This window comes from Peribacillus sp. YIM B13472, assembly GCF_042788005.1.
Lineage (GTDB): Bacteria > Bacillota > Bacilli > Bacillales > DSM-1321 > Peribacillus > Peribacillus simplex_E.
This window is the reverse complement of the sequence record NZ_JBHZPG010000055.1, coordinates 1-22,332: the sequence shown is the minus strand read 5'-3', so window position 1 is coordinate 22,332 and position 22,332 is coordinate 1. Positions and strand designations below refer to the sequence as shown.

Sequence of the window (22,332 nt, the reverse complement as noted above, 5' to 3'; positions counted from 1 at the left end):
CCTTTGGCACCTTTGCCCTGTTTCACCTCACCGGTTCCCGCAGATTCTCCTTCTTCATGAGGACCTTTATGGCCTTTAGGTTCCGAGAGCTCCTGGGTTTGCACTGACTCAGTGGAGGCTGTACCATCTTTCGGTCCTTTTTTCCCTTTGGCGTCTTTTCCTTCTGTTACCTCTTGAGTTGCACGCACTGGCTGTTCCTTTTTATTAGATTTTTTCTTCATTTTTTCACCATCTTATTAAATTTATTTTCTTGTTTAATTTATGAAAAAAATCCGATACTTGATTAGACTCCAATACATTTATTTTTGCAAAGACTCTTGATCCATATTAAAAGAGTAATTTCAGTCGCGAAACTTTCTCATCCTATTTAGCAAACAACCATCTGTATTTTCATTTTCCCCTGTCACAAAATCTGTCATGTAATAGGTCAAATATTGAGCATAATGATTGTTTGTTTTTAACAATAACTCGTCCACATAATACACACCGTTAGGTATTTGGTCTAGCAAAAGTACGGTTAGTGAAGCGTAGATACCGCACGCCACCTGAAAATAGGTCGCATTGGTTTTATATTCTGAAAACACCACATCATTGCTTAATATATTGTATATATATCGCTCCTTGTCTTTAAACACAAGAAGCACCCCCACCAAATCTTCCCCTTCCATTGGCGCTTCAAGCGGATCAAGAACCTGCATTTCATGGTTCCATAATTCATCAACGTCATCCAGATGGGAACGGATTAACTCGGTGGTATGTGCATTTACTTTATATAAAAAGCCACCTTCCAAATCATACAACTGACATAACGTATATACTTCTTCGTGAGGCATCAAACAACCATAAAACTGGTTTCCGCCTAAATTCACTTTGAATTCAAGGTTATAAACTTGCTCGTATAAGAAGAGTGGTGTGTGGTGCTGGATAAACATCGGGTAGCACATGATCGCTTCATCAAGGAAACATTCTGGTGACCAGGTTGTATAGATGACGTTCTCTTTTGCCAAGTTCTTATCCTTAAAAAAAGAAGTGTCTTGCTCAACAATATAGCAGGCAATTGGTGATTCGTGGGCATATTTGTTGAGAAGCTCTATCGCCATCCATTGAACGACTCCTGGATTCATTCCGGAGCAAACGATAGCGGACGTATTGGTGAAACTTTTTTTGAATTTTTCAAAGTATCTGATTCTCTCAATCAAAGGGAATCCCGCAAACAAATCTTCATTTTCGTCAATCATAGTGTTCTCCAAGGCGGAATTAACATATTTCACACCGAATTCATTGCAGCATTTGAGCATTTCCACTGTGTCAGCATAGGAAAGATCAACCACAATATCTGTTTTTGTGCTCTCCAGATGTTTTTTAAATGTCATCGTATCCATTAAATCAAATTCGTGTAGCAAAAGCTTATTGCTTAAATTAGGGAAAAGATTATGATAATACTCTAGTTCTTTTTGTTTCACATCGATTAAGTGTATATTGGCATTAAAAATGGTATCGTGAATCGGGTCTTTATTATCGAGTATCGATTTATTTAATATAGCAAGTAATGACTTTGCCACACCGCCAGCGCTTCCTAAAATGGAAATCACTGTATTTTTGGTCTTCATATGCATATCTCGTCCAAATCCTTTTTTATATAACTTATGTAAAACCAATACGAAATGACATGGACGGGTTCCACAACAATCCAAAGTGTATAGAATTTATTTTATGGAAATGGTACAAACCATTTATCTTATTGAACATAAAATAGTTATACAAGCATGGAAAGGTAAACGGTTCCTCTCTACCGTAAACTGTAAAAGGAAGTGGAATAGTTGGATTCAAATGGACAGCATTTCATTATAGATGCTAAGGAATGCCAGGCAGAAATTCTAAATGATGCGAAGTTGTTGGAAAAATTATTAACGAAAGTTGTGTCTGATTTAGGAATGGAGATTTTAAATACTCATTTCCATTCTTTTTTACCTCACGGGGTAACGGGTGCCATCATTCTCTCAACTTCCCATTTTTCGATTCATACATGGCCGGAACACCGTTATGCAGCTTTAGATTTATATACGTGCGGAAATCAGGAATTATGGCCAGTATTAGAAGAGCTTCTTAACGAAATGAAAGCAGGTTCCGCTTTTGTTTATGAACTTTCACGCGGACATGAATCAAAAAATCAACCTGCCATAAAAGATCTTATTTTCACTTATGACGGCAGTAAAAAGAAAGATAGTGAAAGGACTGTAGAATTACGGGATGACCGCGGAAACGCATATGATAGCATTCAGTTAAAAGAACTTGTGGAAGGACAACATAATATTCTCTATCATGGATCCAGTCAATTTCAAGATATTACATTAGTTGAGGCCAATGACCTGCGTTTATATTTAGATCAAGAGCTACAATTTTCTTCATTGGATGAAAGGCATTATCATGAAGCATTAGTATTCCCTGCGATGGAGATGGCTTCTGAACATGAACGGGTTCTCATATTGGGAGGTGGAGATGGACTTGCTTTACGTGAAGTTCTTAAATATCCCAACGTAAAACATGTCGATCTTGTTGATATTGATCCTCAGGTTATTGGACTTGCAAAGACAAATCCAAAATTAATAACTCAAAATAATCGTTCTTTACTGGACGAAAGGGTAAATATTCACTTTGAAGATGCAAAGAAATTTATTTTAAGGGAATTGCAGCCCTACGACGTAATAATTATTGATTTTCCAGATCCCGTTGACCAAGTCATTAGCTCATTGTATACAATTGAATTGTTCAGTCAAACAGCAAAAATATTATCGAAACAAGGTGTGTTAGTTTGTCAGTCTAATTCACCAGAAGATACACCAACAGTATTTTGGAGTATTGGTAAAACAATCAATATGGCCGGTCTTAATACACTTGAATACAATGTTATTGTTCCCTCCTTCGGCTTATGGGGATTTCATTTAGCATCACATATTAAGCTTCCAAAAATTATTCCGAGTATTTCTGTCCAACATCAAGCTCTAACTTCAGACATGTCGAATTTGTTTACTATTCCTACGTCAATTAAGGAAGTACGGGGAAAAGCAGTTATGAATAGCCTCAAAAACCTAAAATTGCACAAGTTGTATAAAAACGAAATAGAAAAATGGTGACCAAAGACCAGGTTTTTTAGAAACCATAAAAAAACACATTTAAGTTTTGCTGTTTAAAATGACTCCGGTAATGCGCCGGGGTCTTTTTTTTGTAACTCTCTGGGTATATTCGTTTTAAAGAATCCGCTAAACAGCGATCCACTCTTCATTTAAGTTGGACTATCCATTACACCAATTCATCTGTTAGATGCTGAGCGAATTTCTTACATGGATTTAGCGCCATCTCTTTACCCTTCCTACATGGAGTTCATTCAGTAATTTCAGTCATTAACTTCAGGAAATTCTAAAGAGTAGTGTATATACACATTTTTGATGAATTTCAGTCTTATTGATAGAAGATGGACATTTACCACGACACAATGTCATTCCATGACACATATACATACAGGGTAAATGATTATATAGGAGGGGCAACATTATGAATAAGGAATGGTTAACTAATTTGGTTGGGAAAGTTTTAAAGGTAGATAGAGGAGGGCCTGAATCTCGGACAGGATTATTATTAGGTATATACGATGACCACTTATCGATCTTAACTGAACAAGAAGGAGTTATCTACTATAAAACCGACCATATCAAAAGTATTACCGAGAATGTAAAGAAGGGGTTCCAATTTCAACTGGAGGTTCCCGAAGATTTTACTTTTAAAACAGCTGCAACTTTTAAAGACTTACTTGATGACCTCAGAAATCAATGGGTAAATATTAACCGAGGCGGTCCCGAGAAGCTTGAAGGCGTCCTTCATGATATTAATGATGAATTCGTAACGTTAATACTAAACGAAGAAGTTATTCGCCTGTCAATGTTCCATATCCGCAGCATCAGTTACGGGGCAAGAGTAGAGAAACAAAAAGAAGATGAAAAATCGGAAAAAAATAAAGATAATAAAGACGGTGGAAAATCGGAAAAAAATAAAGATAATAAAGCAGAAGAAAAAGAAAAATAGTATTTCCCATAAATGATGTGTCGCTTCCGGGCAGAAGCGACCATCCAATTGATAAGGGGGACTCATCAGATGAAAAAACAAAATTTTCAAGAGGCACTTAATTCACTGATAGGTTTTAATGTAAGTATTATTTCCGATGATAAAACCGTTCATGATGGCGTGGTACTTGATGTGAAAAGCGATTTTATTGTCATTCAAATGAATCCAAATAAACAATGTTATTTTAACTTAAATCAGGTTTATGCCTTGTCAAAAAACACCAAAGAATTCCAGGTTCAAATACTTGACCACGAACCAACACAGAAACAAAGTTTTACAGAATTAATAAATGAACTCAAAGGTCATTGGGTGACAGTAAACAGAGAGAACAATCTATCCTTTGACGGATTTTTAAGTACCGTAACTAATAATTATATCGTTTTATTAAATAAGGATAAACAACTTTTTGTCCAATTATCAAATATACTCTATATTTTCAAAGGGATAGATAATAAGGAATCGTCAGAGAACAAATCACAGGAAAATAAGGACGAAAAAACTGAAAATAAACAGTCAGAGGCAGATCAAGTTAAGGAAAGTGATTCCGTGTTGAAGGAAGACACTGAAGTTAATTCCAAAGGGAAGGAAGAGCCGGCTGAACAGAAACAAGAACAGGACATTTTAACTTTTGGAAAAGAAGAACCAGCCTCTGCAACTCCGGAAGTTTTATCTGACTTGAAAGAAGAACCGATTGTTCAGTCTACAGTAAATGAAGTGGACAAAGATCAATCCAGTGTAAAAGAAAGTACAGATCAATATAAGAAACAAAAATCCCCTGAAATAAAGAAAAAAGAAAGTAAAGAGGAAATACCTTCAGTAACTAATCCTGAAATAAGTGCCCATCCGGAAGTTTTATCTGACGTGAAGGAAGAACCGACTGTTCAATCAACCATAAATAAAGTGAACAAAAATCAATCCAACGTAAAGAAAAGTACGGATAAATATAAGAAACAAAAATCCCGGGAAAAAAAGAAAAAAGAAAGTAAGAAGGAAAACTCTGCAGTAACTAATAAAAAAGATATTCAAGAGGCAATCCAAGAAAACTTGACTGAAGAATTCAGGAACTCAAGCCCTCAAGAAATGAACGAACAATCCGCAAAGAAAAATAATTTAAAAGAAAAAAGGAAACTGATAGATAAGAAATGTTACGAATTAATGAAGTCCACTGAAAAAATGTATGCAGAAAATGGAAAACAAAAAACAGAATATTATTCATTGATGAAATTTGCTGAAAGAATGCATGGGAAATTGAAGGCAAAACGGTTAGGGCCTTAAGAAAAAATTCAAGGCTAATTGAAAGGAGGACATGGAATGATGATTTTGTTTTTTTCTGTACTTGGGGGAGTCTTCTATACCTTTTTTGTAAAACCTCAAAATCAAACCACTCCTGATACCGTAAAAATTACACCATCCAAAAACAAGGCGGCGGAGGTAAATGCTTAGTTCACAAATTGTCTTGATGACAATAATTTTTACTTTAACTATTATTCTCATGTTATGGAGACCTTTTGGGATTAATGAAACGATACCTACTACAATAGGTGCCTTGACTGTATTAGTTGCAGGCATTGTTCCTTGGATGGATGTTTTAAATATATTTGATATTATCAGGGGCGCTTCTTTAACCATATTATCCACCATAATGATGTCCATTGTACTTGAAAGCATTGGTTTTTTTAGGTGGATTGCTTTAAATATCATCATCCGGTCTAAGGGTTCAGGGGTTAGATTATTCCTTTATACTAATCTCCTATGTTTTTTCATGACAATGTTTTTCAATAACGATGGAAGTATCCTTATCACAACACCTATCATTATTCACATTGTAACGTTACTAAAGATTAAACCTCACCAAAAAATCCCCTTTCTAATATCAGGAGCTCTAATAGCAACGGCAGCGAGTGCCCCAATAGCAGTAAGCAATATTTCCAATTTGATTGCACTAAAAATTGTAGGACTGAGCCTTAATAGTTATATCAATTTGATGTTTGTTCCTTCGATGATAGGGATTTTAACAATCGGGTTATTACTTTATCTATATTTTAAGAAGGACCTTCCAAGGAAAATTCCCAGTGTACCTGTAAAATGGGATAAAACCTTTTCACGCTATGTGCAAACCCATCCACTCGATGTTAAACAACAATCCGAAGATAATGATTGGAAGTTGTTTAAAATGAGTTTTGCAATCGTCATTTTAACGCGGGCGAGCTTCTTCGCACTTACACCATTTGGGGTTCCTTTGGAATTGATCGGTATGGTGGGAGCGTTCCTTTTGATAATACTGAGATGGTATAAAACCAAAACTGGTCTTAGCGATATTGTAAAGAAAACACCCTGGCATGTTCTTTTATTTGCTTTCAATATGTACGTGCTGGTATATGGTTTGAAGAATGTTGGCTTGAATGATTATATAGTCAGCAATTTAAAACCCTTAATTATGGACAGCCCATTCAACGCTACCATGATCATGGGCATATTATTAACTATCCTTTCCAATTTATTTAATAATCTTCCTGCAGTTATGATAGGGACTTTGTCGATAACAGAGATGGGATTGGATCCTCACCTTGTACAAATTGCTTATCTTGCTAACGTGATTGGAAGCGATATAGGTGCTTTGTTAACGCCTGTTGGTACGCTGGCTACATTAATTTGGATGTATATATTGAAGAAACACTCCATCAATATCTCCTGGGGAAAGTATCTTAAAGTTACTTTTTTGATAATTCCTATAGGGTTAATCGTAAGTTTAATCTCGTTGTATTTTTGGACCACTTGGTTATTAAAGTAGGAAGGAGGGGTGATTATGAATAAAATCTTACAAAATCTCAGAGGAAAAACGATTAAAATAGAAATTTCTGGAAAAAAATTCTTTTTCGGTACACTGGTTGATACTGGTATTGATGTAGTGGTTATCTTTAATGGACAGGATTTTGTGTATCTCCCAATCAATCATATTCAAAATTGCAAAGTAAATACTACGGAAAACGAGGAGATTTCCCTTCCTGTAGACTCACCTGGAATTGAAGCTGAGGAAGAATTATCACTACGAAAAACTCTTTTATCCGCGAAAGGGATGTTCACGGAAATATACGTAACTGGTAACCAGCCTTTACACGGTTATATAACAAGGGTGATGAATAATTACTTTGAATTCTATTCACCAGTTTATAAGACTATGTATATACCTTTATTTCATTTAAAGTGGATTATCCCATACACAGACAATCAAACTCCTTATGGTTTAAGTAACAAGGATCTTCCTGTACATCCATCAAAACTTTCAATGGCAAGAACCTTTGACGTACAAGTGGAAAAACTGATCGGTAGCTTAATTATTTTTAATATAGGAGAAAACTCCAATTTAATTGGACAAATTAATAAGTTAGAAGATAATTTTGTTGAACTTATTACGGCAAGGGAGGAACCTGTATATTTAAATCTTCATCATATTAAAACAGTTCACCTACCCTGAATGAAAGGCAGCAAATATGCTGCCTTTTTGATATTCCTTTTGTAAAGCGTAAACAAGGTGAGAATACTTTACGAAAAAACCACTTCTTACATATTTATCTTTTAGTAAACAATCGGGAATTTGATAAAACTCTGTTCAAGTTTCGTAAAGAAAATTGAAAGTTTTACTTATGCAATCCGCGAAATATCTAGTAAGATATAAAACGCTTCTGAAAAGGTGCTTTTTTAATGGATCCACTAGTCACCAAAATTTCCAATACGTTATAAAAACCCGCTTTTTCTATATGACGCACCTCGTTCACACGTGTTATTTCCTTATCTAATTTAATTTAAATAAAATCAAAATAACACAGATTTCATCTGACAATGACGGACTAAATCAATATAGAGTTTTATTCATGAAACAGTTATCAAATTACGGGTACCGCAATGAATCCAATCCTTAATGAACGAAGGTCGACCAGTATAAATCACTGGTCGACTTGTTTTCAGGGCATTTAATAACGTGCTCGATTTTTCATTCAACGTAGGAAATACAGAAAATAAGCTTTCTCCTAATATTTCCTCTCGTTCGAGAATTTCAGAGTGAAATCGCGGATTAAATTTGATGGTAAATAAGATTGTTCCTTTATTATCGATAATGGTAATGCCATCAATGTATTTCAGTTGATTCAGAACCTCATAATTATCCAATCTGTTCATTGTTTTCTCCTCCATGATTTTTTAGTTGTCTGGTATTTTAGGTGATTTTCTTCTTAGGCAGATCTTCTTTTATGGTCCTATAGAAACAGGTTAGTTCACATAAGATAAGATATAATTTGGATTAATATACAAAATTTTAATGAAAATAGAAAGGAAGCATGAATATGACAGAAATGCTGCCACTGACATCGGAGAATTTGGAGCAATGTATCGAACTTTACATGAACGTTTTTAATCGTGAACCATGGAATGAAAGTTGGACATATGAAACGGCTAAAGAGAGACTTTCCGACTTATTGCATACGCCTAAATTTCTTGGATTTTTATTTCAGATTGATCACAATGCTGTTGGTTTTGTTGCTGGAAATAGTAAGGTGTCTTATCAAGGTTTAACTTTTTATTTGGCAGAACTTTGTGTGAATAATGAAATGCAAGGTAAAGGGCATGGCTCAAAGATGCTTCAATCTTTAGAAGATGAACTGCAGAAAAGAGAGATTAAAAGTCTATATTTATTAACTGCTAATGACGGGCTTGCAGAAGCATTTTATTTGAAAAATGATTATGTTGTAAATGAAGATCGGGTGGTTATGAAGAAAAATTTATAACTGTATGAATTTTATCGTTTTGGAAAATAGTCAGGGGTGATGGAATTGTCGAAATCTGTAAAGTTGTATCAATTAAGCCGAAAAATACATAAATGGACTGGATTGGTTTTATCCGTTTTTTTTATGTTCATCGCAGTCACAGGCCTCGTGCTTGTTTATATGTTACCACTCGGAGTGGCTGATGAGTTAAGGACGGGGAAAGAGGCGGGTCCAGATCAAGCGATACCTATGGAGAAGGTCGTGTCCATTGCTACTTCTCAGGATCTTCCAGGTGCGGACTCGGTTGAAGATATATTTAGAATTGAATATAGACCAAGTGCAAATATGTACCAGGTTCGCTTTAATAACGGTCAAGATGTTCAAATAGATGTGAGTACGGGAAAGGTGTTATCCACAAATCCAGATTACTCGACGTTCCTCATCACTTTGCATGATGGATCCTTCTTTGGCGATTGGTATAGATACAGTATCCTCACAATGACCGGTTTATCCTTAATCCTGCTGTCATTTTCAGGGTATTACATGTTCGGGTATCCTCTTTATAAGCGTCTAATGGCGAAAAAAAAGTAACCTTAATATGAGGTGGTAGAGTGTCTATAAAAGGTTTGAATCACTTTTTATTTTCAGTTTCTAATTTAGAGAGATCCATTGAGTTTTATCAAAATGTTTTTGATGCAAAATTGTTAGTTAAGGGGAGAAACACTGCCTATTTTGATTTGAATGGAATGTGGCTTGCCCTGAATGCAGAAAAGGATATACCCCGTAATGAAATAAGACAATCATACACACATATAGCATTTTCCATAGAAGAAGCTGACTTTATGAACATGTACGAGAAACTAAAGGAATTGAATGTAAACATCCTGTCAGGACGTCCAAGAGATGAAAAAGATAAGAAGTCCATTTATTTCACTGATCCAGATGGTCATAAGTTCGAGTTTCATACAGGTACTTTACAAAACAGAATAGATTACTACAAACAAGAAAAAGCACATATGGAGTTTTTCGACTGATAATTAAACTATGAAAAGGGGAATATTTGTGAAAACTATTGGCCTTATTGGCGGAATGAGCTGGGAATCGTCGCTGGAATATTATCGACTCATTAACGAAGAAGTGAAAGCCAAATTGGGAGGATTGCATTCAGCCAAGTGCATTTTATATAGCGTGGATTTTGAAGAAATCGAACGCTATCAAGTTGACGGGGATTGGGAAAGTTCCGGTAAATTATTAGGGGAAGCAGCTCTGTCTTTGGAAAAGGCAGGTGCCGAAATGATTGTGATTTGTACAAATACGATGCATAAAGTGATTGGAAATATTGAAGAAAAAATCAGTATACCGATTTTACACATTGCTGATTCAACCGCAAAACAAATTAAAAAGTCCAAAATCAGCACGGTTGGTTTACTTGGCACTAAATATACGATGGAGCAAGACTTTTATAAAACACGAATTGAGTCTAATGGTATCAAGGTTTTGATACCAAATGACGAGGATAGAAAAGTGATCAATAAAGTAATTTATGAAGAATTATGTTTAGGGAAAATCCAACAATCATCAAGGGATCATTACAAAAAGATCATCAAGGGGTTAGTGGATGATGGAGCGGAAGGAATAATATTAGGCTGCACCGAAATTGGCTTACTGGTAAAACCAGAGGATTCAGAAGTGCCATTATTTGATACGGCAGCAATCCATGCCGTTGAAGCTGTCAATATGGCATTGGAAAAATGAAATGATTAGACACTGTTCTTCAATAAGAAAGGTTGCTGCGGCAGCCTTTTTTTTGTGTGGAGTTAAAGGGCAGATCTGTTTAATGGAAATAATCATGAACAGTAAAAATAACTACACAACAACTGAATAACTAAATTGATATTTTTGTTGACATGAAACATATCCTAATGTTAGGCTATATTTATCCTAAGGTTAGGATAAATAATTATAGGATAAAAAATAATAAAATAAATGGAAAAAGGGGAGAGAAATAATGAGTGTATTGTCAATTATTCTTCAAGTTATATTAGGATTGGGATTCCTAATGTTTGGATTTATGAAGTTCGGATCAAAGCAAATGGTGGAAGGGTTTAAGCATTATGGGTATCCAGGATGGTTTAGAGTGTTTACAGGAGTAGCAGAAGTCGTTTCAGCGGTATTGGTTATCGCAGGTATTTGGAATGAGAGTTTAGCTGCATGGGGAGGGTTATTCATTGTAGTAACGATGATTGGTGCCGTTTTTACTCATATTAAAATAAAAGATACTGTAAAACAGATGATGATGCCGATCATTTTATTAATTCTTGGATTAGTGGTTCTACTTATAAATTTCAAAGCTTTGCTTGGATAAATAGCCAATTGACCTATAGGAGGGATAAAAATGGAAATTAAAATTATTAAACCAGAAGATCAAGCGTACGGGCAGTTTGATGGCGGTAAAATAAAAGAGCAAAAACCGATTGGCTTTTCTGGAGAAGGGTCGCTAATAAATCGACTAGGACCATTATTTTACTGGGCTTGGGGGCATTCTCAGGAACCTGCAGAAATTGGGCTGCATCCACATCAAGGTTTTGAAATCATCACCTATGTGATAAAGGGTAAAGCTTATCATCGGGATACACTTGGTACGGAAAGTGTTGTAGAAGAAGGGGGAACCCAGCTCATGCAAACAGGCTCTGGTGTGTATCATGCAGAAGCATTAAAAGAACCATCGGAAATCTTTCAAATATGGTTTGAACCGCATTTAAGTCAGGCTGTAAAACGTACACCTGCTTATTCACAATACGATTCCAATGAGTTTTCTATAACGGATAAAGATAGTGTGAAAATAAAAACACTACTAGGAAATGATTCAACAATGAAAATCGTGACAGATGCTTCGATGTGGGATGTACTCATTCCAAAGGGAACAGTATATACTCATGGCATTTCATCGGATCGTACATTAGCTGGTTTAGCCATCAGAGGCGATGGAACTTTTTCATTAGACACGAATGAACCCACTCGTTTAGCAGAAAAAGATTTTGCCATCGTTCAATCAGAACAGGGTGGAGACGTATCAATTCAAGCATTAGATAAAGACTTTAGAATCTTCCTAATTGAAGTTCCGACTGAAGTTGATTATCCTTTATACAGAAAACCAAAATAACCAATTGTAATTTCGAAAGTTAGTTGTAATAGGAGGTTCGGTGAATGTATCAAGGAGATGAACAAAGCCAGATTGATTTACGTCTTTTCCGTATCTGGCTAAAGGCAAGTAAAACTATTTTTGGTCATGTCGTTAAAGATATTGAAAGACACGGAATTAGTTCAGAGAATTTTATGATTCTGGAACTTCTTTATAATAAGGGTCCCCACTCCATTCAAAAAATTAGTGAAAAATTGTCTATTCCCAGTGGGAGCATCACTTACGTTGTGGATAAACTTGAAAAAAAAGAATTTGTTAAAAGGGAGCCAAGTCCAACAGACCGTCGAGCTTCAAATGTAGTTCTAACTGACAAAGGACAAAGTCTATTTAAAGACATCTTCCCTCAACACGTTGAAGTCATATCTAAAAATTTGTCTTTTATAAGTAATGAGGAAAAAATACAGTTAACGAATCTTCTCAAAAGGCTTGGACTAGGTGCGCAGGATTGAGATAACAAAATAAATAAAAAAACACACCGCAGAGGAAGAAAAATAAGCGATTGTAAAAAAGCAGAAACGGTGCGTGCAACATCTTCAAACAATACCTTACAAACAAAGACCGTTAAAATTTCGGTCTTTTTCTTTTTGATTAGGCTATGTTAAACGATAAGAGTGTATTTGTATTTTTGAAGCTTTTGCATCTTCACAGGAACAAAAATGAATGTCTCGCGAGTCAATCCGATACCGAGACACTCTACTAGTGTTCTCAAACTCAGGGACATATGCGAATCGGCAAATGACTTGGAATGGGCAGATGCGACTTTGAACTTTTTCGAATACTTTGAGAGTAATTTTTTATTCTTTTAGAATCGTGGTTAAAAGATGGAATTCCTAGTCCGCCTGACGTGATGGCAAAAGAATTGGGGATATTGATAGAGAGAATTATATAGGTTTAACAAGTTATAGAAAAGGCCCTTTTTCTTATTTTGGAAAAAGGTTTTTTTTGTAATTTCATTGAAAGTTTCATAGAACCATAATTAATAATGATCAACTATTGGAGAATCCATTTATATCTGTTTTCACAATGCAGCATCATTTTGAGGGAGGTTAGTTCAGCAATATAAGGAAGCGAATCCAATTAATAGTATTTTTATGTTAAAGTTATACAGTTGAGGTTTTATTACATAATTTCATTAGGAAGGAAGAAAATTTGTATGACTGTATTTTTTAAAGGGGATTTTTGGTTTATTAAGGAAGGGTTAAAATGAGGAAAAGAATATTAGGTATGTTGCTTTTATTACTAGGCATGTTTTTTTTATCTGGCTTAGAAGTTGAAGCAGCAGATCAAGTGCATACTGTATCCTCTCAAGAAACGGTAGAATCGATTGCAGCGACTTATGATATATCGGCAGAGCAATTAATGAAGACGAATGGTTTACCGGATGGTAAGTTATATGAGGGCCAGATGTTAAGAATCATTCAGACTGCTTATACTCCTTCCATCTATCAATGGGCGGAAAGAGGGAAACAAATTGCGAATTATGCCAAAACTTTTACTGGATTTAAAAAAACGGCTGGAGAAGAGACACCTATAAAAGGGTTTGATTCTAGCGGATTGATTCATTGGGTACTCTCCCGACAAAAGGTGCCCATCGACCGTTTATCAGTTGAAGGCTATTATAAGCAAGGAATGGATACAGATACTCCTAAGGCTGGAGATGTTATATTTTTTCTGGAAAAGGGAAGTTCAAAAGTCGTGACCGCTGGGATCTATCTGGGGGGAAATCGGTTTGTTAATTCTGGTTACGGAGCAGAGACAGTCCAGGTGAGATCTACCTCAGAAAAATATTTTGCACAATACCAAGCCGCGTATAAAACGTATACACCTAAGGGAGAGCATGTCGTTCAAAATAATGAAACACTTAAAAGCATCTCGGATAATTACGGTGTATCGGTGGATACAATCAAAAAGCGTAACGCTTTACCAACTGATAGCTTGATGCAGGGGCAGTATCTTCAAATATACAGCAGTCCCTTGTATCCATTTTATGCAAATCAAGAGACTTCCTATGATAAAGCTTATGCTGTCATAAAATATGCATATACTCTACGTGGATTTACCTATGTTTTCGGAGAATATGATCCGATGATTGGAATGGATTGCAGCGGTTTTATCTATTGGGTCATGAAGGAGCAGGACATTTCCATTAAACGTGGTTCGGCAGCGGACTACTATTCCTTGCTGCCGAAAATCAAAGAACCAAAGGCAGGGGACTTAGTATTTTTTAGAGATACAGACTTAAGTCAAGAGATAACCCACGTAGGTATTTATCTAGGGGATGGTCGCTTTATTCATACAACAAAGAATACTGGCGTTCATATAACTGATCTTACTTCAAGTTATTATAATCAGAAGTTCGAAAGTTTTGGGCAAGTCCAAATCAATATGGACTAAGATAGACACGAGAGAGTTAGACCACTTGGACTTTCTAGTGATATGATCCCCTTAATGTAGGCAGTGTATCAAGACCACGAACAAACGTGAATGTTACAACTACTATCTAGAGGGGATTTTTAATGGAAGGAATATACAAATGAAAAGAGAATGAAAGTTGTGCAGATTTATCGGTTATTAATCGATGTTTTAACTGCGATAAGAATCGGAATTGTGGATTAGAAAAAAGTTGTACTGTTTATAAAAAAGTCGTACCGTTTTGAAAAAGGTTTAACCGATTATAAAAAAAGAAAAACCGAAATGATCTAATTTCGGTTTTTCTTAATTTTTTAAGAAAATTATACTTTTGGAAAGGAATGATTATGAATATTTAAAGAATAATCGAAAGATTTAAAAGTGTAAAAAGCCTTGGAGATAAAACGATAAAACCATTATCAGAAAGGGCAATACATTGGACTTATAATATCGAGTCTGTTGCGGTGATAGTAAAGCATTTGTGTGGAAATATGATTTTAAGGTGGATAGACTTTTTAACTTCAGACGGAGAAAAGGGATATAGAAATCGTGATGAAGAATTTATAGATGGTATATCTTTAAAACCCGAGCTAACTATTGTTTGGGAAAAAGGCTGGAAAACCCTAATTGATATATACTCCAGAAAAAAACTGTTTTCTTGGAACATTTTAACGGATGCCAGTGAATTTTTCCATACGCCATAGAGGTCTTTTATTTACTTTCATAATTTCTGCCACCAGCTTTTTTGGGTGAGAGATGATCTTAGATCCTTTTACTAGATTCATCGATTTCGGTTAACTTAGCAGCTGTTTTTCTTACTCTTCGAGTTGTTGAGCCTAATACTTCCTGCAATCGAATGGCACTGATTCTCTTGCTCCTTAATCCTTAAACAATGATGCTTGTCTCGTTCTTTCCCTTACGTTATGAATGTGTATACTTCCAATGTTTGTTCAATTAATTTAATATTTTTAAAAAAATTCGTTAGTTTTTGTAGTTTTATATTAGATTCTGTGGTTCCTGTGATAAATTAAAGGTGCTTTTTTGTAAGAGAAAATACGAAAAAAACAATATTTGTGTTTTGGGGTTCTATGGTATGCAAACTTTAAAGAAACGGTAGAAAGAAACTTTATAATTCTTACAAATGGAAACAAACTTAAGAGGAGAAACCAATATGAATCATCTACAAAAGCAAATACTCTTTTTCCTTGAGGAATGCAATAGAGAAAGATGTGTAAGTAAAATTGCTGAAAAATACGATAAAAATCTTGAAGTGGTAAGGGCTGAGTTAGTGATACTTGCGAACAAGAACCTCATAGCTATCAAAAAGAGTACCACTGGGAAGATAAGCAGAGCAACGATTAGTCCAAAAGGTAAACAGTGCTTCAGGGAAGCTACTGCAATTGTTACTAAGGCTTCAGTACAAGGCCAAATCAATGAGTTGAAACAAAAGCTGTCAGCTCTCGAAGCCTCCTTTCTACGTGCACAAGAGAATCCAACTGGGGAGAATAAACAGTCACTATTGGATAATGCGAATACGGTTCATTCAGTGGCTAATGGGTTAAATTCATTCTTTAAAGTTGGAATGGATATCTTTAAGTAAACAATAACCTCAGAGGATGACCAGGGAACTCTTGTACATTCGGGGATACATCAGGGTCAAAACAGGCTCGCTCATGGGATAGTTAGTAAGATCCACTAAAAAAGGGTTCGAGCCTGGTTGTATTGTTTAGCATCAAGGGAGCGACAGTCTGTGAACAGGTGCTTACTTCATTACCAGGAGCTGAACGGCAGCTCCTTTTTGTATGAAAACACATTAGTAAAAAAGCCATCCTAAAATAAACCCTCCATATTCTCACTTTTTTTCGAAGGGGGTAGGTGCTGAAAAATTAGCAAAAATCGAACAACAGGTGAATGCTGTAGAAGTTGTGTCAGAAGCTGGTACAGAGACTACAGGTGGATTTGGAGCACCAGTAGTAAGCCCAACTCCTTCAGATAATGGATCCATTGGCACCTTTTCTCAAACTGGCTCTTGGGCTTATTCTAAATGGACCAGTTACACTGTAACGCCTTCGGATAAAACAGCGACGGCAGTAGTTATAGCTGCCATCTTATCTAAGATTCCATATGTAGGTTTTGCTGCTTCTGGATTGGCTGGTGTAAAGCTGAGACATGATAAGCCAGAATCTCATTAGTAGAGGCATCTTTAAACGTTGATAAATATGCCTTTTGTCTATTCCCGTAAAAAAGATAGGTGATGTCTGTAATTAATACTTTATAAGGGATATCCTGTTTAAACTCCCGGTTTAAAAGGTTCGGAAGGACCCTGTGTTCCTGGGTAGCTTTCATCATACGCTTGTATGGATTTGCTTTTCTGAATGGGCATATGATGTTGTATTTCCCCATGATTCTTCGAATCCTTTTCAGGTTATAGACAATATTGAACTGACCTGCCAAAGTCATCTTGATTTGGCGGGCTCCTTTTTTGCGGTTTTTGAATCTAAATGCTTTCAGTATAATATCCCGAAAGGCTTTCATCCATTTTCTCTTTTAATTTCCTTTGTTCAATGGCCCTTTTAGAGTAATAGTTATAGTAACCGGAACGCGAAACCCCTGCGGACTTACACAAATGGGTGACCATGTTTTTCAATTTGTACTTATCAATCACAAAGCGGATAAGGATAAACTTTTGATCAGCTGATAAGGCTATTTTTTCTTCATCCCCCTTTCAGCAAATCTGATTTTTTTTAAGAGTTCAATCTCAGCTTTTAATAAGTTGTTCTCTGCCTCCAACCTCGCGAATTTTTCATCAGGGGTAAGCTCCATTACGCGAGGCCTGCCAGAATGGCCGCTTCGGTTATCTTGGAGGCCATCAATGCCATTTTTGCGATAGGCTGCACGCTATCTGTCCCTAGAGGAATGTACACGATCAATCCCAATAATTTCAATATCAAATCCGCATCCTTCGAATATCTCTCTAGCGGGCGTTCCGTTATTAGCTTGAGTAATAAATATCTGTTTAAACTCATCAGTATATGTAATTCCTTTAGTGCTAACTGATTTCACATAAGGATTAGTTGATAATAGCTTTATTTCTTTTGTCGTAAAGAGCTTTTTAGCCATTTTTCAAGTTCTCCTCTGCCTGTAGTCATTCCATTGTACAAAAAAAGACCCTGTAGGGCAGACACCTTTTTTAAAGTGTCTGTTCTACAGGGTACAGTTTACACTATCCCGACCTCTTTTTTTAATACTCTACGCTTTTACCTCTATTGTTCTGTTAGTAAATAGTTTTTCTTTAAGAGTAGGTATAATCATACCATCTACCCCATACCTTCCTGCATTCATAGCAGAAACAAGGATAAACATAGATAATAGAACAAGTTGTGGATTGGTACTTGTCGTGCCACTAAACAGATAAGAGAAGTTCATAACTAGACCAAAAAAGACAGCTGTTTTAGTGAAACAACCCACCAATAAACCTATCCCGACGAGGAATTCTCCCCAAGGTACTAACGTATTGAATACCTCTACATTAGGAATGGCTGCATTTTCAAGAAATACAACCCACCATCCCTGAACAGCCGGATGCTCTCCAGTTGAATTTGCCAACGCACCCTGTAAGAAACCAGAAGCATCAAATTGTCCGCCTGTTAACTTCCCCCAGCCAGCCATAACCCACGTATATCCGAGATACACACGCAACACAGCCAAAAGAATAGAGACATTTTTGTTATGCTTTAAAAGATCAATAAACATACTTTTCCTCCTATAATTTAAAAATAATGACTAGGAGATATAATAACATAATTGAAAACGATTTTCATTATCAATAATGTAAATAATATATAAACAATCTCCTTTTAATACAATTTGAAGTAATATAGCCCACACTAAAGATACATAGAGTATCGGAGCTGTATTTAAGGCAGCTTTTAGTTTTTAACTTGTGTTCAACAATCGGTCCAGTTTATGGAATAAAGAAGTTGCATAAAATCCCACTTTTTTATACGGCTACCAGGTGCGCGAGTGTGCACAAACGTTGATTTAACAATGATAAAATCCTGAAAAAATAATAAATTGTGACAGGTTCTTGGCGCCCAAGGGGGTTTGTGAGGGGAAACTTCTGTTAGATTAATTATGTTAACTTAATATGAATAGAGTATGCAAAACCTTTTTCGCAGGAATTCAATCATTTTATAACGAATTACTAGAAGAACTTTATACAAGAGGAAGGAGGATTATAGTGGGGATAAAAATTGACGAATACGAACTTCTTGACATAGATTCAGGCCCTTATGGAATAACTGCTGGAAAAGATGGTGCGCTATGGTTTACACAACATAAAGCAAATCAAATTGGTCGAATGACTGTTAACGGTGAAGTCACTCATTTCGTTGTTCCTACACCCAATGCAGGTGTGCTATCTATAATCTCCACAACTCAGGGTGATGTATGGTTTACGGAAAATAGGGCGAATAAAATTGGAAAACTGAAAGTAACAGGTGAAATCATCGAATATGCTCTCCCGAGTCCAAATTCAGCACCTTTTGGAATAACTGAAGGACACAATGGAGACATTTGGTTTACCGAAATGAATGGAAATAGAATAGGGCGAATTTTACCATCAGGTGAAATTATTCAGTATGATATACCGAATCCTGGCTCTTATCCCTCTTTTATTGTTGCTGGACCTGACGGTGCCATCTGGTTTACTGAGAATCAGAGTAATCAAATTGGTCGGATTACAATGCTCGGAGAAGTGACTAATTACATTTTGCCAACAAAACATGCTGGTCCTGTAGGTATTACAAGTGGACCGGACGATGCACTTTGGTTTGTGGAAATTAACGAAAATAAAATCGGTAGAATTACTACCTCTGGAACAATAAGTGAATATACCATCCCTACTGCAAATGCTCGCCCACACGCAATAGTAACGGGTCCTGATCGTGCTTTATGGTTCACTGAATGGGGAAGTAATCAAATTGGCCGAATTTCAATGCAAGGTGAAATTACGGAATATCCAATTCCTACACAAAATGCGGAGCCTCATGGAATTGTATTAGGACCTGATGGTGCCATTTGGTTCGCTGAGGAATGCAATAAGATAGGTCGGCTAAGTTTATAATAAAAATCCTGAAAGGCAGTGGATATCCATGGAATCAAATAAGCAACATGGACCAAATCCTAAAGATAAATATCCGATTAAAGGGAATCGCGTCGTGCAATTTATAAAAAATACAATTACTAGACCAAACATTATTGTGGGTGAATACTCATATTACGATGCAAGAAATGGTGAATCTTTTGAAGATCAAGTGTTATATCACTACGAATTCTTCGGTGACCGGCTTGTCATTGGGAAATTTTGCGCCATAGCACCTGGTGTAACCTTTATTATGAATGGAGCTAATCATAGAATGGATGGTTTTTCAACCTACCCATTCAATATTTTCGGACACGGTTGGGAGAAATATACGCCAACGTTAGATCAGTTGCCGTTTAAAGGTGATACCATAATTGGAAATGATGTTTGGATAGGAATGGATACTGTCATTATGCCTGGAATAAAAATAGGGGATGGTGCAATTGTAGCAGCCAAATCGGTTATTACAAAAGATGTGGAACCTTACACTATCGTTGGAGGAAATCCTGCAAAGAAACTTAATACCCGTTTCTCAGAAGAAATCATTAACGAATTGCTGGAAATTAAATGGTGGGATTTAGATATTGATATCATTTCTGCTCATATTGATGTGATAGTGAATGGAGAAATGGAGAATCTAAGAAAATTTAAAAATAAAATATGACAAAATAAAAACTGTCTATAAGGCCCAGAGACAGAGTTCTTGCTCTAATCCGTCAAATGTTTTATATAAAATGCAAACTAATAGGAGGATTATATGGTCTATGTCGCACTGCTTAGGGGAATCAATGTTGGTGGGAAAAATAAAATTAACATGAAGTTGCTTAAACAAGCTTTTGAACGAGTGGGTATGAGCTCTGTAGTTACATATATCAATTCAGGTAATATTATTTTCACAGTGAATGGCCAATCAAAAACAACAATATCCCATATTTTAGAAGAGGCTATACATACAAACTTCGGATTACAAATCAAAGTTTTAGTCCGTAGTTTTGATGATGTTAAAAAAGTCATACACTCCCTTCCAGAGTCTTGGACGAACGACCAACAGATGAGAAGTGATGTGCTGTTTTTATGGGATGAAATTGATGATGAGTCAGTGCTTAATAAGCTGGTCATCAAACCAGAAATTGATACGGTGAAATACGTTCCTGGAGCCATTCTATGGTCGGTTGAAAAAAGAAAAATTACCAAATCCGGTATGACTAAACTCGTTGGTTCAAAGCCATATCAACAAATAACAATCAGGAATGTAAATACAACTCGCAAAATATATGAACTTATGCAAGCTGCAGAGGTGTGAATTACATGATACTAGCAAGAACTATTTTCTAGTAATTGGAAACTATCTGGCGAATTAGAGCAAGAATCCTGTCACTGGGCCTATAACTCGTTATGGTAACAAAAAAGGTTAGGTGCTTTTTTAGATATCCAACCTTTTTTTGCTGATATGACACTTTATGAAATTTCTGCAATAAACACCAGTTGAATTAAATTAATCAATCTTCAACAATAGGGCGCGATTCTTGAATAAGGTTCGCTTTTCTTATAGAACTAACGGGTGCGTTAGTTCACTAAAAGAAAAAAGGAGAGTACATATTATACATGGCTAATATGTACTCTCCTTTTTTTATTAAGGTTTATTATAATTAGGTCTAGATAATTTTGAAAAACTAACAAACATTAAAGGACCGTCAATAGACCTGTTTTTTGTACGAAAGAAGGATGGCCACCAAGTTTCGACGAATATATCAATATACTTTTTGGAGGTGTTGGATATGGGGATTTGTTGTGGAGAGTGTCACGTTGAATTAAAGAGTGATGATTATGTCACATTGGATGAATTTAGCACGCTGAGGCACACATATTGCGGTTATGATCTTATTGCCGAGCTGATCAAAGACATTGGGACTTATCGAAATATCAAAACAAAGTATTGGTTTTCCCGTGAGCGTACTAAATGAAAATCGGTAAAATCTTGGAGTTAATTAAAACTGATACACCAGCGAATATTGCCAAAAGGGCTGATGTTCATCTTTCAGAAAAATTACTAAGAAAAGCACTGAATAAAGCTGGTTATGAGTATAGAAATTCAGGCGAAAAAGGCTGGTATTTCGTTGGTGAAGGTGACGAGGAAACGGTACAAGAGCAGCTTATTTATGACTTTGCAACAGCAGGAAAAGCAAAGGCGAACATTTCAACTAATGTGAATAAAGAACCTATTAACAATACCAACCAACGTTCTAACGTTGGCATAAAACGTGGTAAAGAACAGGTCAAACAAGCGAACGAACAATCAGCACCAACCATAGACCGAACCAACGTTATAAGAAAACGTTCTTCATTCGATATGGATGTTGAACTTATGAAGGAACTAAAAATACAAGCAATCATTCATGATAGGACGGTTTATGAACTAGTTGAAAGTGCCGTAAGGCACTATTTAGCTGAATTAAAGGGAAAATGATGTGGCTTTGAGATAAAGTCACGATGTTTATAATAAAGTTGCACCGTTTTACCCCTTTGGAAAATATCCTCTAAAGGGGTGTTTTTATCTCCAAAAGATAATAACGGGTGCGTTAGCTGAAGATCGAGCTGTCTTAAAGACAGCTCTTCCTTATGGAACTAAACCAGCTAATAGTTAGTCAACATTTTTCAATGAAAACTTAAAATATTTCATGCTATACTAAATTTGTGCA

Annotated in this window: 26 protein-coding genes and 1 pseudogene; 22 read left to right on the top strand and 5 right to left on the bottom strand. The window is 36.0% G+C overall.

Going from position 1 to position 22,332, the window contains the following annotated elements:
* Both ACFX4I_RS25320 and ACFX4I_RS25315 read right to left on the bottom strand, forming a co-directional pair.
* A partial coding sequence (locus ACFX4I_RS25320; RefSeq protein ID WP_377423898.1) for a hypothetical protein occupies nucleotides 1-221 on the bottom strand: 221 nt, incomplete at its 3' end.
* Nucleotides 222-341: 120 nt separating this feature from the next.
* The gene (locus ACFX4I_RS25315) at nucleotides 342-1,616 is read right to left on the bottom strand and encodes a Rossmann-fold NAD(P)-binding domain-containing protein (protein ID WP_483878228.1); all 1,275 of its coding nucleotides are present in this window, start codon (nucleotides 1,614-1,616) and stop codon (nucleotides 342-344) included.
* Nucleotides 1,617-1,820: 204 nt separating this feature from the next.
* Between ACFX4I_RS25315 and speD the strand changes: the two genes are divergently transcribed.
* The 6 genes from speD to ACFX4I_RS25285 all read left to right on the top strand — a co-directional run bounded on the left by speD (nucleotide 1,821) and on the right by ACFX4I_RS25285 (nucleotide 7,594).
* Entirely contained in the window at nucleotides 1,821-3,134 is a 1,314-nt protein-coding gene (gene speD / locus ACFX4I_RS25310) for an adenosylmethionine decarboxylase (protein WP_377423894.1), read from the top strand.
* 418 nt (nucleotides 3,135-3,552) lie between these two features.
* The gene (locus ACFX4I_RS25305) at nucleotides 3,553-4,080 is read left to right on the top strand and encodes a hypothetical protein (protein WP_377423891.1); all 528 of its coding nucleotides are present in this window, start codon (nucleotides 3,553-3,555) and stop codon (nucleotides 4,078-4,080) included.
* A 69-nt stretch (nucleotides 4,081-4,149) separates the two neighbouring features.
* Nucleotides 4,150-5,394: a DUF2642 domain-containing protein gene (locus ACFX4I_RS25300; protein WP_377423889.1), complete on the top strand. Its 1,245-nt coding sequence runs from the start codon at nucleotides 4,150-4,152 to the stop codon at nucleotides 5,392-5,394.
* A gap of 36 nt (nucleotides 5,395-5,430) precedes the next feature.
* Nucleotides 5,431-5,562, top strand: coding sequence for a hypothetical protein (locus ACFX4I_RS25295; RefSeq protein ID WP_283932200.1), 132 nt, complete (start codon nucleotides 5,431-5,433; stop codon nucleotides 5,560-5,562).
* Entirely contained in the window at nucleotides 5,555-6,910 is a 1,356-nt protein-coding gene (locus tag ACFX4I_RS25290; RefSeq protein WP_377423887.1) for an arsenic transporter, read from the top strand. The genes ACFX4I_RS25295 and ACFX4I_RS25290 overlap by 8 nt, the downstream gene beginning before the upstream one ends.
* A gap of 15 nt (nucleotides 6,911-6,925) precedes the next feature.
* Nucleotides 6,926-7,594, top strand: a complete 669-nt coding sequence (locus tag ACFX4I_RS25285; RefSeq protein ID WP_230302344.1) for a DUF2642 domain-containing protein — start codon at nucleotides 6,926-6,928, stop codon at nucleotides 7,592-7,594.
* 395 nt (nucleotides 7,595-7,989) lie between these two features.
* Here the strand turns inward: ACFX4I_RS25285 and ACFX4I_RS25280 are convergent, their stop codons facing one another.
* A complete protein-coding gene (locus tag ACFX4I_RS25280; protein ID WP_377423885.1) occupies nucleotides 7,990-8,295 on the bottom strand; it encodes a hypothetical protein in 306 nt (101 codons plus the stop codon).
* Nucleotides 8,296-8,459: 164 nt separating this feature from the next.
* On the opposite strand from ACFX4I_RS25280, the gene ACFX4I_RS25275 reads away from it, so the two are divergent.
* The 11 genes from ACFX4I_RS25275 to ACFX4I_RS25225 all read left to right on the top strand — a co-directional run bounded on the left by ACFX4I_RS25275 (nucleotide 8,460) and on the right by ACFX4I_RS25225 (nucleotide 16,682).
* A complete protein-coding gene (locus ACFX4I_RS25275; RefSeq protein WP_230302345.1) occupies nucleotides 8,460-8,900 on the top strand; it encodes a GNAT family N-acetyltransferase in 441 nt (146 codons plus the stop codon).
* A 45-nt stretch (nucleotides 8,901-8,945) separates the two neighbouring features.
* Nucleotides 8,946-9,470, top strand: a complete 525-nt coding sequence (locus ACFX4I_RS25270; RefSeq protein WP_230302346.1) for a PepSY-associated TM helix domain-containing protein — start codon at nucleotides 8,946-8,948, stop codon at nucleotides 9,468-9,470.
* A gap of 20 nt (nucleotides 9,471-9,490) precedes the next feature.
* Complete coding sequence (fosM, locus tag ACFX4I_RS25265) at nucleotides 9,491-9,913, top strand: FosM family fosfomycin resistance protein (protein ID WP_230302347.1); 423 nt, start codon at nucleotides 9,491-9,493, stop codon at nucleotides 9,911-9,913.
* Nucleotides 9,914-9,941: 28 nt separating this feature from the next.
* Nucleotides 9,942-10,634 (top strand): aspartate/glutamate racemase family protein, encoded by a 693-nt coding sequence (locus ACFX4I_RS25260; RefSeq protein WP_377423882.1) that lies wholly within the window; start codon nucleotides 9,942-9,944, stop codon nucleotides 10,632-10,634.
* 253 nt (nucleotides 10,635-10,887) lie between these two features.
* A complete protein-coding gene (locus ACFX4I_RS25255; protein ID WP_230302349.1) occupies nucleotides 10,888-11,244 on the top strand; it encodes a DoxX family protein in 357 nt (118 codons plus the stop codon).
* Nucleotides 11,245-11,274: 30 nt separating this feature from the next.
* Nucleotides 11,275-12,042, top strand: coding sequence for a pirin family protein (locus ACFX4I_RS25250; RefSeq protein WP_377423879.1), 768 nt, complete (start codon nucleotides 11,275-11,277; stop codon nucleotides 12,040-12,042).
* A gap of 44 nt (nucleotides 12,043-12,086) precedes the next feature.
* Nucleotides 12,087-12,530, top strand: a complete 444-nt coding sequence (locus ACFX4I_RS25245; protein ID WP_214795042.1) for a MarR family winged helix-turn-helix transcriptional regulator — start codon at nucleotides 12,087-12,089, stop codon at nucleotides 12,528-12,530.
* Nucleotides 12,531-13,284: 754 nt separating this feature from the next.
* Nucleotides 13,285-14,475, top strand: coding sequence for an NlpC/P60 family protein (locus tag ACFX4I_RS25240; RefSeq protein ID WP_377423877.1), 1,191 nt, complete (start codon nucleotides 13,285-13,287; stop codon nucleotides 14,473-14,475).
* Nucleotides 14,476-14,852: 377 nt separating this feature from the next.
* The gene (locus ACFX4I_RS25235) at nucleotides 14,853-15,194 is read left to right on the top strand and encodes a DUF1572 family protein (protein WP_377423899.1); all 342 of its coding nucleotides are present in this window, start codon (nucleotides 14,853-14,855) and stop codon (nucleotides 15,192-15,194) included.
* A 467-nt stretch (nucleotides 15,195-15,661) separates the two neighbouring features.
* A complete protein-coding gene (locus ACFX4I_RS25230) occupies nucleotides 15,662-16,090 on the top strand; it encodes a hypothetical protein (protein WP_230302352.1) in 429 nt (142 codons plus the stop codon).
* Nucleotides 16,091-16,415: 325 nt separating this feature from the next.
* On the top strand, nucleotides 16,416-16,682 hold the full coding sequence (locus tag ACFX4I_RS25225; protein WP_377423902.1) for a hypothetical protein: 267 nt from the start codon (nucleotides 16,416-16,418) through the stop codon (nucleotides 16,680-16,682).
* On the opposite strand, the pseudogene ACFX4I_RS25220 reads toward ACFX4I_RS25225, so the two are convergent.
* Nucleotides 16,654-17,610, bottom strand: a pseudogene (locus ACFX4I_RS25220) (HTH domain-containing protein); the annotation flags it as partial. The gene ACFX4I_RS25225 and the pseudogene ACFX4I_RS25220 sit on opposite strands and share 29 nt — an antisense overlap.
* A gap of 129 nt (nucleotides 17,611-17,739) precedes the next feature.
* A complete protein-coding gene (locus ACFX4I_RS25215) occupies nucleotides 17,740-18,243 on the bottom strand; it encodes a DoxX family protein (protein WP_377423875.1) in 504 nt (167 codons plus the stop codon).
* 487 nt (nucleotides 18,244-18,730) lie between these two features.
* Between ACFX4I_RS25215 and ACFX4I_RS25210 the strand changes: the two genes are divergently transcribed.
* The 5 genes from ACFX4I_RS25210 to ACFX4I_RS25190 all read left to right on the top strand — a co-directional run bounded on the left by ACFX4I_RS25210 (nucleotide 18,731) and on the right by ACFX4I_RS25190 (nucleotide 22,100).
* The gene (locus tag ACFX4I_RS25210; RefSeq protein WP_377423872.1) at nucleotides 18,731-19,615 is read left to right on the top strand and encodes a Vgb family protein; all 885 of its coding nucleotides are present in this window, start codon (nucleotides 18,731-18,733) and stop codon (nucleotides 19,613-19,615) included.
* Nucleotides 19,616-19,643: 28 nt separating this feature from the next.
* The gene (locus tag ACFX4I_RS25205) at nucleotides 19,644-20,297 is read left to right on the top strand and encodes a Vat family streptogramin A O-acetyltransferase (RefSeq protein ID WP_377423870.1); all 654 of its coding nucleotides are present in this window, start codon (nucleotides 19,644-19,646) and stop codon (nucleotides 20,295-20,297) included.
* Nucleotides 20,298-20,390: 93 nt separating this feature from the next.
* Nucleotides 20,391-20,936, top strand: coding sequence for a DUF1697 domain-containing protein (locus ACFX4I_RS25200; RefSeq protein WP_377423867.1), 546 nt, complete (start codon nucleotides 20,391-20,393; stop codon nucleotides 20,934-20,936).
* A gap of 475 nt (nucleotides 20,937-21,411) precedes the next feature.
* A complete protein-coding gene (locus tag ACFX4I_RS25195; protein ID WP_034306238.1) occupies nucleotides 21,412-21,597 on the top strand; it encodes a hypothetical protein in 186 nt (61 codons plus the stop codon).
* Nucleotides 21,594-22,100, top strand: coding sequence for a hypothetical protein (locus tag ACFX4I_RS25190; protein ID WP_377423865.1), 507 nt, complete (start codon nucleotides 21,594-21,596; stop codon nucleotides 22,098-22,100). The genes ACFX4I_RS25195 and ACFX4I_RS25190 overlap by 4 nt, the downstream gene beginning before the upstream one ends.
* Nucleotides 22,101-22,332 lie beyond the last annotated feature (232 nt).